The sequence below is a fragment of the Vibrio sp. HENC-03 genome (assembly GCF_000305755.2).
In the GTDB taxonomy this organism is placed as follows: Bacteria; Pseudomonadota; Gammaproteobacteria; order Enterobacterales; family Vibrionaceae; genus Vibrio; species Vibrio owensii.
Map to the genome: position 1 here is coordinate 1 of NZ_JH976134.1, position 14,640 is coordinate 14,640.

Below are 14,640 nucleotides of genomic sequence, written 5' to 3' on the forward strand. Positions count from 1 at the left end.
GCTCAAATCGGACGGCCATTTTAGCGAGTTAAAGTTTAGTGTCAATCACTTTTTTCAAACTTTTTTCAAGCGTTTCCGCTTGGCTAATTGGCTTGCTAACTTGGTTTCTTACTTTCGAAACCTAAGCTTCGAAGCGTTGCCGTGTCAGCGAGGTGGCATTATAGAGATTGCGATCACATTGGCAAGCCCTTTTTCTCGTTTTTTTTGATTTTTTTATCGTTTGAATGTTTTTTATTCTAAAAGGCGAGTTTTTGCTACTCTTCTCACCAGATATCACCGTTATTAACGCTTTATAAGGAGTAAAGATGAGTTCAATGAGAAGTTATAAAGGTATACGTCCTCAGTTGGGCGAACGTGTATATGTCGACTCAACCTCTGTTTTAGTCGGTGATATCCGAATTGGCGATGATTCTAGTATCTGGCCATTGGTCGCAGCTCGGGGCGATGTAAACCATATCCATATTGGAGAGCGAACCAACATTCAAGATGGCAGCGTACTTCATGTAACTCATAAAAACGCAGAAAACCCCAAAGGCTACCCACTCATCATTGGTAATGATGTCACCATAGGTCACAAAGTGATGCTGCATGGCTGTGAGATCCACGACCGCGTCCTAGTAGGTATGGGCGCTATTGTCTTAGACAACGTGGTGGTCGAATCAGATGTGATGATTGGGGCAGGAAGTTTGGTGCCACCGGGGAAAGTATTAGAAAGTGGCTACTTATATGTTGGAAGCCCTGTAAAACAAGCTCGCCCTCTATCAGATAAAGAACGAGCTTTCTTGCAAAAATCTGCCAACAACTATGTGCAGAACAAAAACGACTACATTAATGAAGTAGAAGACATCAATGAGTAGTCAGGTATAGTCGGCTAATCGATAATGATATGGCCTTCCTCATCGAAGGCTTCATCTTCTATTAGCTCTTCAGCGATTTCTTCTAGATCGAATCGGTAATCAGTAAACACTTTAATTGCCGCTTGCTCAGTTTCAATCAGTGAACCACTAAGCTTTTCTAACTTTTGTTTTGTTACATAGCACTCAATCAACGCTCCAGATTGCTGCGCAGCAAAATTTACCGATTGCGAGGCTTCATCCCAAGACTGCATGTCAGGGAATAGGATAGATTGATTCATTGATTATTGACCTTCAAGGTTCTTTCTTAGTTCTCTGAGAATTTGTTTGGCACCTGGGCGCAAACCGCGCCAGAGCATGAAGCTTTCTGCAGCCTGCCCAACTAGCATTCCAAGACCGTCATACGCATGAGCGGCACCATTTTCTCTTGCCCATAAGTTAAAGCTCGTCACCCCTTTGCCATAAATCATGTCATAGCTTGTACTGTTGGCGGCAAAGATAGAGGAAGAGATAACAGGCAGTTCACCACTAAGAGAAGCGGAAGTAGAGTTAATGATGACATCATACTCTTCATCAATACTTTCCATCTCTTTGGCGACGATAGGGCCGTGAGAGACAAACAACTCTGCAAGCTCCTGTGCCTTACTAAAGGTACGGTTGGTAATGGTTAAAGACGTCGGCTTTTGATCGAGCAGTGGCTGAATAACACCTCGAGCTGCACCACCAGCACCAATAATTAGGATTCGCGCACCTTCCAACACAACTTGGTGCTGAAGCAGATCTTGCACTAGACCTGCACCATCGGTGTTGTCACCAATGATTTCACCATCATCTAACTTCTTGAGAGTGTTCACTGCGCCCGCCAACTGAGCACGTTCAGTCAGACGGCTAGCAAATTGATAAGCGTCTTCTTTAAATGGCATGGTAATGTTGCACCCCTTGCCACCTTCAGCAAAAAACACCTTCGCTGCATCAATAAAGCCATCAACAGGTGCACTTTCTGCGGTGTACACCAAAGACTGATTGGTTTGACGGGCAAACAAGGTGTGAATGAATGGCGACTTACTGTGTCCGATAGGGTTACCAAACACGGCATAGCGATCAATTTGCTGAGTCATTTCCTTACCTTTATTCCTTACTTATATAGAAAAAACAGGGCCACCTGATTACAGATGACCCTATCACTATCTATCTATATAGAAAAGGAGATTCAGCGCTTACCATTCTCGGGGCGTTAGGTATTGCTCGTAAAGCTCAGCCTCTGGTGAACCAGCTTGCGGCTCATAGCTGTATTCCCAACGCGCAAGTGGTGGCATCGACATTAGAATCGACTCGGTACGACCACCACTTTGCAAACCAAACAGAGTGCCACGGTCATACACTAGGTTGAACTCTACGTAACGACCACGTCGGTACAGTTGGAACTCGCGCTCACGCTCACCAAATTCAATGTCTTTACGACGAGAAACGATCGGAAGGTAAGCTTGGCAGTATCCCTCACCAACCGCTTTGATGTAGTCAAAGCACTTATCAAATTCCCATTGGTTTAGGTCATCAAAGAACAGACCGCCGACACCGCGAGTTTCATTTCGATGTGGTAGGAAGAAGTATTTGTCACACCATGCTTTGTGCTCTGCATAAACGTCGTCACCAAATGGCGCACAAAGCTGTTTTGCTGTGTCGTGCCATGATTGGCAATCTTCTTCAAATGGGTAGAAAGGCGTGAGGTCAAAACCACCACCAAACCACCAAATTGGGTCTTCACCGTCTTTCTCTGCAATAAAGAAGCGGACATTGGCATGTGAAGTCGGTACATAAGGGTTTTTAGGGTGAATAACCAAAGAAACACCCATCGCTTCAAAACGACGCCCCGCTAACTCTGGACGATGTGCCGTCGCTGATGCTGGCATTTCATTACCCTCTACATGAGAGAAGTTAACTCCTCCTTGCTCGAAGATATGACCATCACGCAATACGCGAGTGCGGCCACCGCCACCAAGACGCTCTCCTTTTTCACGTTGCCATGCATCTTCGACAAAGACGGCCTTTCCATCTTCTTGTTCTAGTTGCTGACAAATGGAATCCTGAAGTGACATCAAGAACTGCTTTACGGCGTGCTTATCGATTGCTGACATACGTGTAGTACCTATTGATTGCTGACTAGCAGGGTTAGCCCTGTCTTAATATTTGCGAGGTTTTAGCATCACGGATTTCACTAGGCTTGTCACGACCACTGGTTTCACCACGTAAGATCGCCACAAGTCGGTCACCTAACTGTTCTTCAACTTCTTCCGTCGTCATACAAGGAGGCAGACCAGTAAGATTCGCGCTGGTAGAGGTTAGCGGCTTTCCGAATGCATTACACATCTTTTGTACTAAAGGATGATCAGTCACACGTACTGCAATCGAATCAAATTGACCCGATACCCAGTGAGAGACTTTGTCACTCGCTGGCATGATCCAAGTGTATGGCCCTGGCCACGTCGCATGGACTTTATCTAACTGCTCTTGAGTCAAATGAGATTCATCAACATAAGGCAAAAGCTGCTCGTAACTAGCCGCAATAAGTATGAGCCCCTTCTCTACTGGGCGCTGCTTTAGCTCTAGCAACTTTTGAATCGCTTCTGGGTTATCTGGATCACAGCCGACACCAAATACGCCTTCTGTTGGATAGGCAATCACTTCGCCTTTTTGTAGTGCTTCAAGCACCTGTTCAAAGTTATCCACCAATTACTTCCTGATAGTCTTATCTGTTGTGTTTGCACTAAGTGTACAAATATTCATTCTCAGAGACTAAATCAATTTGTTTATAAAATGTATCAATACCATTTACAAACACACGCAAACGTTTGCTTGAGGTAAAAATCCCCGTATAATGCGCACAAATTTATCAGCTCACCTAATTTTGCAGCTTGAAGGAGTTTGAGATGAAAGTCGGTATCATCATGGGTTCTAAATCAGATTGGCCAACCATGAAACTAGCAGCAGACATGCTGGATCAATTTGGCGTGTCTTACGAAACAAAGGTGGTGTCAGCTCACCGTACTCCTCAATTATTGGCTGATTACGCAAGCAGTGCGAAAGAACGCGGCATTAAAGTCATCATCGCAGGTGCCGGCGGTGCCGCCCATCTACCAGGCATGGCAGCAGCATTTACCAGCGTACCTGTACTTGGTGTTCCAGTTCAGTCTCGTGCGCTGAAAGGCATGGATTCACTGCTTTCTATCGTACAAATGCCAAAGGGGATTGCGGTTGGTACATTGGCGATTGGCGAAGCAGGCGCAGCAAACGCTGGCATCCTAGCAGCTCAAATCCTTGGTACACATGATGAAACGATCATGGCAAAAGTCGAAGCGTTCCGTAACGAACAAACGGAAACCGTATTGGCGAACCCAAACCCTGCTGAGGATTAATCAGATGCATGTACTGGTTCTTGGTGCGGGTCAACTAGCTCGTATGATGTCTCTGGCTGGTGCCCCACTGAATATTCAAATCTCAGCTTACGATGTGGGCAGCGGTAACATCGTTCATCCACTGACTCAGCACGTACTAGGCAACGGCTTAGAGAATGCAATTGAACAAGTCGACGTCATTACTGCTGAGTTCGAGCATATCCCACATGATGTGCTCGATGTTTGCGAAGCGAGCGGTAAGTTCTTACCAAGTACGCAAGCCATCAAAGCAGGTGGTGATCGCCGTGTTGAAAAGGCATTACTTGATGATGCTGGCGTGCGTAACGCGAAATACTACGTCATCGAAACTCGTGAAGACTTTGACCGCGCAATTGAACACGTTGGTATGCCAATGGTTCTGAAAAGTGCATTAGGTGGTTACGATGGTAAAGGCCAGTGGCGCTTAAAAGAAACTTCTCAAGTCGAAGACATTTGGACTGAGATGGCAGAGTGCATTGCCGCAACACCAACTCAAGCGATTGTTGCTGAGGAATTTGTCCCTTTTAACCGCGAAGTTTCACTGGTTGGTGCTCGCGGTAAAGATGGCAGCGTTGAAGTGTACCCTCTGGCAGAGAACGTCCATACCAATGGAGTATTGAGCCTTTCTACTGCGATTGATGCACCAGAGTTGCAAGAGCAAGCAAAACAGATGTTCACGGCCGTTGCCAACAACTTGAATTACGTTGGTGTGCTAGCGCTGGAGTTCTTCGATGTTGATGGTACTTTGCTAGTTAATGAAATCGCACCACGCGTACACAACTCTGGTCACTGGACTCAGCAGGGTGCAGAAACCTGTCAGTTTGAGAACCACCTACGCGCCGTGTGCGGCATGCCTTTAGGTAGCACGAAGCTGGTTCGTGAGACCTCGATGATTAATATTCTTGGTGAAGACACACTGCCAGAAGCATTGCTAGCGATGGATGGTTGTCACATTCATTGGTATGGCAAAGAAAAACGTGCGGGTCGCAAGATGGGTCACATCAACGTATGTGGTGACTACACTGGCGAACTTAATCGCAAACTTTGTGCATTAGCAGACGTATTGGATGAACAGACTTTCCCTGCTGTGCATGAATTTGCCAAGCAGTGGCAAGCCTAGAAAAGCAGCAGAATAAATAGCAAAAGGGTCGCATGATGCGACCCTTTTTAATTCGTACTGAAAGTTATTGTGATTGGGTATGTTGGCACTTACGACTCGCGCATTGCAGTTTAACCCCGCTGGCAAGTTTCTTTTCTACCAACAAGGTAAATCCACATTCCTCGCAGCGGCCTCTTACAGGCGGCAAGTTAACCGCAAACTTGCACTTCGGATAGTTATCACACGCGTAGAATGTTTTACCAAATCGGGTTTTACGCTCAACCAAATGTCCTTTGCCACATTCAGGGCAAGCGTGTTGCTCTTTCGCTTGCTGCTCTGGCTCAGGTTGGTTAATCGACTCAATATGATGGCATGCTGGGTAATGGCTACAACCAACGAACATACCGTAGCGCCCTTGGCGGAGTACCAATTCATTGCCACACTCAGGGCAAGGCACACCCAACTCTTTCACGATGTGACCGTCATTGCTGTGTAGCGGCTTGATGTAATCGCAACTTGGGTATTGGCTACAACCTAAAAAAGGACCGTGTTTACCGTGCTTAAGCGACACTTCCCCACCGCATTTAGGGCAAGGTTCGCGCTCAAGCGCATGCTCGTGTGCCGAGAAAAGGTTGTGATCGATTTTACTACTCATACTCACCGCTCAAGCGAAGATATTAATGAAGAATACCTTGTTCCTTGGTGTACAGCAGCTCTTCCATCAGCGTGTAGGCGTTTTCATTGCCTGGAACATTAAACAGCACCATAAGAATGATCCATTTAAGGTCCTCAAGCTCAAACTCATTGGTTTCAAGCCCCATTACACGGTCGATAACCATCTCACGCGTTTCTGTGGTCAGAACATTGATTTGCTCTAGGAACAACAAGAACCCACGACATTCGAGGTCCAGTCGCTGCATCTCTGAAGCGGTATAGATACGTGTCGATGCCGATGCAATGCAGGTTGAAATGGCTGAATGTTCATCGCTTTGTTGCAATGCCGCCAGCTCTTCTAACCAGACAAGGGCTTTGTAGATGTCTTTTTGCTGGAAGCCTGCACGAAGCAATTCATCTTCCAATTCGTCTTGTTCGACTTGTAACTCTGAATCGCTATGGATGTAGGTTTCGAATAGATACATAAGTATATCCATCATCATAGCTAGCCCCTCCCCTTTCGAATATAGCCACCGGATACTGCAACAACATGCCCTGAAAGCTCAAGCTCTAAGAGCTGCATCATGACTTCTTGGACAGGTATATTGGTCCTGCTTGCAAGAATATCAACTGGTGTAGCCTCATTTCCTACGTTAGCTAACAGCTGAGGAAATGGCAATTCTTCTTCATCAATTGGCGCAGAAAATAAATCTAAGCTCTGATTAATAGACCAGTCGAGTAAAGACTGTATTTCATTCAGCACCTCTTGAGTATTTTGTACGAGGCAAGCCCCGTTACGAATCAATTGATTACCACCACTGGCGTTAGGAGCATTAATCGAAGCTGGCAGAGCGAAAACTTCTCGACCTTGCTCAAGGGCATAGCGAGCAGTGATTAAGGAACCACTTTTTTCAGCTGCTTCCACCACCAAAACACCCAGCGACAAACCACTAATAATTCGATTACGACGTGGGAAGTTTTCTGCGCGAGGCTTAGCATCAGGACGAAACTCAGAAACAAGCGCACCATTTTCCATCACTCGTTTCGCTAAACCTCGGTGTCTTGCTGGATACACTTGTTCCAACCCAGAACCAAGCACTGCGATGGTTTTACCTCCAGCTAAAAGCGCGCCATCATGAGCATGACCATCAATACCCAATGCTAAACCACTGGTGACGATCAGATCGTGTTGCACCAAGTCTGACGCAAAGCCTCTTGCATGTTGTAGTCCATCCACGCTGGCATTACGACTGCCAACCATGGCCATTTGTGGCTGAGACAAGCAGCTCGCGTCTCCCTTTACGAATAATAAAGGAGGCGGTGCGACGGTTTGTTTGAGAAGTGGCGGGTACAAAGCATCCGCCAAAGTAAGAATATGATGATGAGAAGATGCTGCAGCCCAAGTTAGACAAGCATCGACTTCTTTATCGACCTGCAACCACGCTTGCAGTTGTTTTGCAGTTAAGCCTAAAAGCTGAAGCTGCTCCGTGGAATATTGGACAATATTACTCGGCGTGTCTTTGCTCAGTAGCTTACTCAGCTTGACCCCGCCAATACCTGGCAAGCAACTCAGCTTTAACCAGGCGGCGAGATCCGTATCATTGTGTGGTTTCATTGGTGGTCGGTTCCTCTACCAGAGGAGAAACCACAGATACCTCTTTATTGATTGGTTTGGTGCTATTGGTGATCAGAGCAAGGCTGAAATATTCATAAGGGCGAATCACGAGTAATTCACCAACTTTACTCTGTGGCAAAGTGATCTTGGAGTCGAGAAAACCGTTGTCCTTGGCAAAGTCATCACCATCTTTATAAACAGGATGCGCATCTTCTTTAAGATCGAACACACTGCCTTGGCGAAGTTCGTCCGATGTGCCTTTATCGATCACAACCACTTGGTTGGTCGAGCTAAAGCGAATGCCTTCAATATTCCCCAATAACTTAGCAGAGCTACCTTGCGGCGAAGGTAATGGATAGAAGGTGGCCGTGAAATCCCCGTTTTCTAATGCTTGAACCGGCAAAGCAATATCATTACGGATAATCTCTTGCAGTTGAGTAGTGATTTTCAGTCCTGAAAATTCGTCTGACGCCTCGATCAACTCACCTTTGGCAATCAAACGCAATGCCGTGATTTGTTGTGATACATCATCTCGAGAGAAGGTTTCCACTGGTCGATATATTGCCCAATCTGTCCATGCTTGCTTGCCACTGATGTACAACGTGTCTTCTGCAGTCAGGTATTTACTGCCTTTACTGCTGCCCATCACCTTCGCTGCGTTTTCTAATGTCTCATCATCCACTAAGCGATCGGATTTTAAGTACGGCATCACCAAACCTTCAGCTACGGTAGGTACCGCTTTCTTTTCGGTGATGCGAGCTTTAGGGCTGAGTTTTTTGACGGGTTTTAAGCTCAAGACTGGCTGACCGTTAATCCACACCAGCGATAACTTATCTCCCGGATAAATCAGGTGCGGGTTATCGATTTCTGGGTTCACTTGCCACAAACGAGGCCACAACCAAGGGCTATCAAGGTACATCGCTGAAATATCCCAAAGCGTATCACCTTTGACCACAACGTAAGTTTTGGGTGCATCATCTTTAACGGTAAGTGGTTGGGAGTCCGTATTTGCTACAACATTGAAAGAGAAAAGTAACGGCAACGTAATACGAGAAACGTTGCGGAAAATTCGATTCATGACCCTCGTCCTTGGTCTATTAGGCAGTTACCAGAATGGAAATTGGTATCAGGATGCTGTCATTTAGGTCATAAAATGTCTAGAATTGAGCCAACAAGGTTTGTGCTGTTACGGCACAGTTCAATATTTCGAGTGAATATGTCTGTATTACAAGTATTAACATTCCCAGATGATCGCCTGCGTACCGTTGCAAAACCTGTAGAAGAGGTGACACCTGAGATTCAAAAAATCGTCGATGACATGATTGAAACCATGTACGACGAAGAAGGTATTGGCCTTGCGGCAACGCAGGTTGATGTCCACAAACGTATCGTAGTTATCGATATTTCAGAGACTCGCGATGAGCCGATGGTGCTTATCAACCCTGAGATTCTGGAAAAGCGTGGCGAAGACGGCATCGAAGAAGGCTGTCTATCGGTACCAGGTGCTCGCGCACTTGTGCCTCGCGCTGCTGAAGTTACGGTTAAAGCCCTAGATCGCAACGGCAAAGAATACACATTTGACGCTGACGATCTGCTAGCAATCTGCGTTCAACACGAACTAGACCACCTAATGGGTAAACTGTTCGTTGATTACCTATCGCCACTTAAGCGTAAGCGTATTCAAGACAAGCTAGCGAAAATCAAACGCTTTAACGAGAAACAGCAAAACGCTTAATCTCGATACAATTTAATTAGAAGGAAGCCTACCTTGAGTCAGTCTTTACGTATTGTCTTTGCAGGTACTCCGGATTTCGCCGCCCGTCACTTGGCGGCGTTGTTGTCTTCGGAGCACGAAGTAATTGCGGTATACACTCAACCAGACCGCCCAGCAGGTCGTGGTAAGAAGCTTACTGCCAGTCCAGTGAAAACCATCGCGCTTGAGCACGACATTCCGGTATACCAACCAGAAAACTTCAAATCAGATGAAGCCAAGCAACAGCTTGCTGATCTGAACGCCGACATCATGGTGGTTGTGGCTTACGGTCTATTGCTTCCACAAGTCGTGCTAGATACGCCTAAATTGGGCTGTATTAACGTGCACGGTTCGATTCTTCCTCGCTGGCGTGGTGCTGCTCCTATCCAACGCTCAATTTGGGCTGGTGATGCCGAAACTGGCGTGACTATCATGCAGATGGACATTGGCTTGGATACAGGTGACATGCTGAAAATCGCAACATTGCCGATTGAAGCAAGTGACACCAGCGCATCTATGTACGAAAAACTTGCAGGCTTAGGCCCTGATGCTCTGATTGACTGCCTAGCAGACATCGCAACAGGAAAAGCTGAGCCAGTGAAGCAAGATGACGAGCTTGCAAACTACGCGAAGAAACTAAGCAAAGAAGAAGCACGCATTAATTGGAATGACGACGCGGCACACATTGAGCGTTGCGTTCGCGCATTCAACCCATGGCCAATGAGCCACTTTGAAGCGGCTGAAAACAGCATCAAAGTATGGCAAAGCCGTGTGGCGGAACAAACCAGTGACAAGCCAGCGGGCACTATTGTGCAAGCAGATAAAACCGGTATTTATGTTGCGACAGGCAATGGCACACTGGTACTGGAACAACTGCAAGTTCCGGGTAAAAAAGCCATGTCAGTTCAAGATATTCTGAACTCACGTGCATCTTGGTTTGAAGTTGGCACCCAACTGGTTTAAAAAGCCAGACAATAGTGTCAAAAACCAATAATACGAACTTTTAGAGGGCAGAGATGCCCTCCTTTACTTTAAGGTACTCATCATGAATGTTCGCGCTGCGGCTGCCAACGTCTTGTATCTTGTCGTCGACAAGGGCCACTCACTTTCAAGCGCTCTTCCAGCGGCTCAACAAAACGTACGACCACGTGACCACGCTCTTCTTCAAGAGATCTGTTACGGCGCTCTACGTTACCTCCCTCGCCTAGAAATGATTGCAAACCAGTTGATGGATAAGCCGCTAAAAGGCAAACAACGCGTTTTCCATCACCTTATTTTGGTAGGCATTTATCAGCTAAGCTTCATGCGCATTCCTGCGCACGCTGCAGTCGGTGAAACAGTTGAAGGTACTAAAGAGCTGAAAGGTCCTCGTCTACGCGGTCTTATCAACGCGGTATTGCGTAACTACCAACGCAACCAAGAAGAACTAGACCAAATGGCGGTCAGCAACAATGCGGGCAAGTACGGCCACCCAAGCTGGTTACTTAAACTGTTGCAAGAAGCTTACCCAGAGCAGTGGGAAAGCATTGTTGAAGCCAACAACCAAAAAGCGCCAATGTGGCTGCGTGTAAACCACCAGCACCACACTCGTGATGAATACCTAACGCTACTCAAAAATGAAAACATTGATAGCACGCCACACACACAAGCAATGGACGCCCTAAAATTGGCCGCGCCATGCGATGTGATGAAACTGCCGGGCTTTGAAAAAGGTTGGGTATCGGTGCAAGATGCGGCAGCACAGCTGTCGATTAACTATCTTGAACCAAAAGATGGCGAGCTGATCCTAGACTGCTGTGCAGCACCGGGCGGTAAGACGGCGCACATTCTTGAGCGTACGTCTGGCAGCGAAGTGGTTGCCATTGACTGCGACGACACACGCCTTAAACGTGTGCACGAAAACCTGAAGCGTCTCAACCTTCAGGCAAAAGTGGTTTGCGGCGATGCGCGTAATCCTCAAAAATGGTGGCAAGGCGAACAATTTGATCGCATTTTGCTGGACGCACCATGTTCTGCAACGGGCGTAATTCGTCGTCACCCAGACATCAAATGGCTACGTCGTGCTGATGATATTGCCGCACTTGCGGAACTACAGAGCGAAATTTTTGATGCAATGTGGACGCAACTGAAACCGGGCGGCACCATGGTTTACGCGACTTGCTCAATCACACCACAAGAAAACGTGGAGCAAGTAAAAGCATTCTTAGCACGTACTGCGGATGCGCAACTAGTGGACTCTGATCCCGAACAACCTGGTCGTCAAATTCTACCAGGTGAAGAAGATATGGATGGTTTCTACTACGCAGTGCTAACAAAAAAACACGCGTAACAGCATGCTAAATAGGGCGATTGAAGCAAATTCAATCGCCTTTTTCAGATAACGAGTAAAGAGTATGAAAATCATTATTCTTGGTGCTGGTCAGGTTGGCGGCACATTGGCAGAAAACCTCGTTGGTGAGAATAACGACATCACCATCGTCGACAAAAATGGCGACCGACTGCGAGAGTTGCAAGACAAGTACGATCTTCGGGTTGTTAATGGTCACGCGAGTCACCCAGATGTGTTGCGTGAAGCAGGTGCACAAGACGCCGACATGCTAGTTGCGGTGACCAACACCGATGAGACCAATATGGCCGCGTGTCAGGTTGCCTTCACTCTGTACAATACCCCAAACCGTGTTGCACGTATTCGTTCTCCAGAGTATCTGGCAGAAAAAGAAGCGCTATTCAAATCTGGTGCAATTCCTGTCGATCACCTTATCGCACCAGAAGAGCTGGTAACCAGCTATATCGAACGCCTCATCCAATACCCTGGCGCATTGCAAGTCGTCAGCTTTGCCGAGCAAAAAGTCAGCCTAGTCGCAGTAAAAGCCTACTATGGTGGCCCGCTTGTTGGTAACGCTCTATCCGCTCTGCGTGAACACATGCCACACATCGATACTCGTGTTGCTGCAATTTTCCGTCAAGGTCGCCCTATTCGCCCACAAGGCACCACCATCATAGAAGCCGATGATGAAGTCTTCTTTGTTGCAGCAAGCAACCACATTCGCTCGGTAATGAGTGAACTTCAGCGCCTTGAGAAACCTTACCGCCGCATCATGATTGTAGGCGGTGGTAACATCGGTGCCAGCTTAGCAAAACGTCTTGAGCAAGCTTACAGTGTGAAGCTGATCGAACGTAACTATCAGCGTGCAGAAAAACTGTCTGAGCAGCTAGAAAACACCATCGTCTTCTGTGGTGATGCTGCGGATCAAGAACTGCTTACTGAAGAAAACATCGACCAAGTAGATGTGTTCATCGCGTTAACCAACGAGGATGAAACCAACATCATGTCAGCGATGTTGGCAAAACGCATGGGCGCGAAGAAAGTGATGGTGCTGATCCAGCGCGGCGCTTATGTCGACCTAGTACAAGGCGGCGTGATTGATGTGGCAATCTCACCACAGCAAGCGACGATTTCTGCTCTACTCACGCACGTTCGTCGTGCTGACATCGTTAACGTATCTTCTCTGCGTCGTGGCGCGGCAGAAGCCATCGAAGCCGTTGCGCACGGTGACGAAACCACATCGAAAGTGGTCGGTCGCGCGATTGGCGATATCAAACTCCCACCAGGAACCACCATTGGTGCTATCGTTCGTGGCGAAGAAGTTCTTATCGCACACGATCGTACCGTCATCGAACAAGATGACCACGTCGTGATGTTCCTGGTCGACAAAAAGTACGTACCAGACGTCGAGGCGCTGTTCCAGCCGAGTCCATTCTTCCTCTAGGATTTTCCTATGGTCAACTTACGTCCCGTACTGTTTGTTATCGGGCTAGTTTTATCCAAACTGGCCCTTTTTATGTACGTGCCGACTTTGGTCGCGTTTTTCACAGGTACGGGCGGATTCCTCGATTTCGCCCAAGCCGTTGTGATCACCCACCTAGCCGCATTCATCTGTTTGACGATTGGTCGAACCGCCAAGTTCAAACTCAGTGTGCGTGACATGTTCCTCATCACCAGTTTGGTATGGACCATCGCCAGTGCGTTTGCTGCATTGCCGTTTGTGTTTATCAACCACATTAGCTTTACCGACGCCTACTTCGAAACCATGTCTGGCATCACCACGACAGGGTCTACTGTACTCAGTGGTTTAGACAACATGGCGCCGAGTATCTTGTTGTGGCGTTCCATCTTGCAATGGTTGGGGGGTATTGGCTTTATCGTAATGGCGGTAGCTATCCTGCCAATGCTTAACGTTGGTGGTATGAAGCTGTTCCAAACCGAATCGTCTGATTGGTCTGATAAGAGCAGCCCGAGAGCCAAGACCGTCGCGAAGAACATCGTATTGGTGTATCTGATGCTGACAGGCTTGTGTATTGTGGGTTATTTGCTGACAGGCATGAACCTGTTTGAAGCTATCAACCACGCGTTTACAACCCTATCTACGGGCGGATACTCAACGTCTGACGGTTCGATGAACCACTTCTCTAATGGTGCGCACTGGGTCGCGACCACCTTTATGTTCCTTGGTGGCCTGCCATTCCTGTTGTTTGTTGCCGCGCTACGCAAGCGCAGTGTCGAAGTATTAATTAGAGATGCTCAGGTACGCGGTTTTGCCTACTTGTTCTTATTCTCTAGCTTAGTGGTTTCTGCTTGGTTGGTGATTCGCGATGGTTACACCATTTTGGATGCACTGCGCGTGTCAATGTTCAACATCGTATCGGTGGTGACGACAACTGGGTTTGGTCTAGAAGACTTCACCGCATGGGGCGCTCTACCTACCACGCTGTTTGCTTTCTTAATGATGGCGGGCGCGTGTTCAGGCTCGACCTCTGGCGGGATTAAAATCTTCCGCTTCCAGATCGCGATGACGCTGCTTAACAAGCAAATCATGAAACTGATTCACCCATCCGGCGTGTTCGTTCAACGCTACAACCAACGCCCGGTGAATGACGATATTGTTCGTTCTGTGGTGGCATTTGGTTTGATGTTCTTTATCACCATCATCTTTATTGCAGGCTGCTTAAGTGCACTTGGCCTAGACCCTGTGACCAGTATTTCTGGTTCCATTACCGCAGTAGCGAACGTGGGTCCGGGTATGGGCAGCGTGATTGGCCCAACAGGTAACTTTGCACCTTTACCAGACGCAGCTAAGTGGCTGCTAAGCTTTGGTATGTTGATGGGCCGTCTGGAAATTCTGACTATTCTTGTACTGTTCTTCCCTGCGTTTTGGCGCCGTTAAACAGACTCA

At 47.4% G+C, this 14,640-nt stretch carries 16 protein-coding genes; 8 read left to right on the forward strand and 8 right to left on the reverse strand.

Features of this window, described 5'->3' with window-relative positions; genetic code table 11:
* The first annotated feature begins 305 nt into the window (after window positions 1-305).
* Entirely contained in the window at window positions 306-857 is a 552-nt protein-coding gene (locus VCHENC03_RS00465) for a gamma carbonic anhydrase family protein (RefSeq protein ID WP_009708000.1), read from the forward strand.
* Between the two features lie 14 nt (window positions 858-871).
* On the opposite strand, the gene VCHENC03_RS00460 is transcribed toward VCHENC03_RS00465, so the two are convergent.
* From VCHENC03_RS00460 to VCHENC03_RS00445, 4 genes are all read right to left on the reverse strand, one after another.
* On the reverse strand, window positions 872-1,135 hold the full coding sequence (locus VCHENC03_RS00460; RefSeq protein ID WP_009708001.1) for a DUF1488 domain-containing protein: 264 nt from the start codon (window positions 1,133-1,135) through the stop codon (window positions 872-874).
* Window positions 1,136-1,138: 3 nt separating this feature from the next.
* Window positions 1,139-1,972 (reverse strand): shikimate dehydrogenase, encoded by an 834-nt coding sequence (gene aroE / locus VCHENC03_RS00455; protein ID WP_009708002.1) that lies wholly within the window; start codon window positions 1,970-1,972, stop codon window positions 1,139-1,141.
* Window positions 1,973-2,071: 99 nt separating this feature from the next.
* The gene (gene hemF / locus VCHENC03_RS00450; protein WP_009708003.1) at window positions 2,072-2,989 is read right to left on the reverse strand and encodes an oxygen-dependent coproporphyrinogen oxidase; all 918 of its coding nucleotides are present in this window, start codon (window positions 2,987-2,989) and stop codon (window positions 2,072-2,074) included.
* A 34-nt stretch (window positions 2,990-3,023) separates the two neighbouring features.
* Window positions 3,024-3,581 carry an L-threonylcarbamoyladenylate synthase gene (locus VCHENC03_RS00445; protein ID WP_009708004.1) on the reverse strand — a complete coding sequence of 186 codons (558 nt, stop codon included), beginning with the start codon at window positions 3,579-3,581 and terminating at the stop codon, window positions 3,024-3,026.
* Between the two features lie 200 nt (window positions 3,582-3,781).
* Between VCHENC03_RS00445 and purE the strand changes: the two genes are divergently transcribed.
* Both purE and VCHENC03_RS00435 read left to right on the forward strand, forming a co-directional pair.
* Complete coding sequence (purE, locus tag VCHENC03_RS00440) at window positions 3,782-4,267, forward strand: 5-(carboxyamino)imidazole ribonucleotide mutase (protein WP_005429815.1); 486 nt, start codon at window positions 3,782-3,784, stop codon at window positions 4,265-4,267.
* Window positions 4,268-4,271: 4 nt separating this feature from the next.
* On the forward strand, window positions 4,272-5,405 hold the full coding sequence (locus VCHENC03_RS00435) for a 5-(carboxyamino)imidazole ribonucleotide synthase (protein WP_009708005.1): 1,134 nt from the start codon (window positions 4,272-4,274) through the stop codon (window positions 5,403-5,405).
* 64 nt (window positions 5,406-5,469) lie between these two features.
* Here the strand turns inward: VCHENC03_RS00435 and VCHENC03_RS00430 are convergent, their stop codons facing one another.
* From VCHENC03_RS00430 to VCHENC03_RS00415, 4 genes are read right to left on the reverse strand one after another with little or no spacing between them, the layout of a single operon-like run.
* Window positions 5,470-6,039, reverse strand: a complete 570-nt coding sequence (locus VCHENC03_RS00430; protein WP_009708006.1) for a DNA topoisomerase family protein — start codon at window positions 6,037-6,039, stop codon at window positions 5,470-5,472.
* Between the two features lie 22 nt (window positions 6,040-6,061).
* Complete coding sequence (locus VCHENC03_RS00425; RefSeq protein ID WP_032803169.1) at window positions 6,062-6,541, reverse strand: DUF494 family protein; 480 nt, start codon at window positions 6,539-6,541, stop codon at window positions 6,062-6,064.
* Between the two features lie 2 nt (window positions 6,542-6,543).
* Window positions 6,544-7,653 (reverse strand): DNA-processing protein DprA, encoded by a 1,110-nt coding sequence (gene dprA / locus VCHENC03_RS00420; protein ID WP_009708008.1) that lies wholly within the window; start codon window positions 7,651-7,653, stop codon window positions 6,544-6,546.
* Entirely contained in the window at window positions 7,637-8,731 is a 1,095-nt protein-coding gene (locus tag VCHENC03_RS00415; RefSeq protein ID WP_009708009.1) for a LysM peptidoglycan-binding domain-containing protein, read from the reverse strand. Before VCHENC03_RS00415 ends, dprA begins: the two co-directional genes overlap by 17 nt.
* A 138-nt stretch (window positions 8,732-8,869) precedes the next feature.
* Here VCHENC03_RS00415 and def point away from each other — a divergent pair, with 138 nt between their 5' ends.
* The 5 genes from def (at window position 8,870) to VCHENC03_RS00390 (ending at window position 14,631) form a co-directional block, all read left to right on the forward strand.
* The gene (gene def, locus VCHENC03_RS00410; RefSeq protein WP_009708010.1) at window positions 8,870-9,388 is read left to right on the forward strand and encodes a peptide deformylase; all 519 of its coding nucleotides are present in this window, start codon (window positions 8,870-8,872) and stop codon (window positions 9,386-9,388) included.
* 33 nt (window positions 9,389-9,421) lie between these two features.
* Entirely contained in the window at window positions 9,422-10,369 is a 948-nt protein-coding gene (fmt, locus tag VCHENC03_RS00405; RefSeq protein WP_009708011.1) for a methionyl-tRNA formyltransferase, read from the forward strand.
* A gap of 82 nt (window positions 10,370-10,451) precedes the next feature.
* Window positions 10,452-11,735, forward strand: a complete 1,284-nt coding sequence (rsmB, locus tag VCHENC03_RS00400; protein WP_009708012.1) for a 16S rRNA (cytosine(967)-C(5))-methyltransferase RsmB — start codon at window positions 10,452-10,454, stop codon at window positions 11,733-11,735.
* 64 nt (window positions 11,736-11,799) lie between these two features.
* A complete protein-coding gene (gene trkA, locus VCHENC03_RS00395) occupies window positions 11,800-13,176 on the forward strand; it encodes a Trk system potassium transporter TrkA (protein WP_005440765.1) in 1,377 nt (458 codons plus the stop codon).
* 9 nt (window positions 13,177-13,185) lie between these two features.
* Window positions 13,186-14,631 (forward strand): TrkH family potassium uptake protein, encoded by a 1,446-nt coding sequence (locus VCHENC03_RS00390; protein WP_005440768.1) that lies wholly within the window; start codon window positions 13,186-13,188, stop codon window positions 14,629-14,631.
* Window positions 14,632-14,640: the final 9 nt, after the last annotated feature.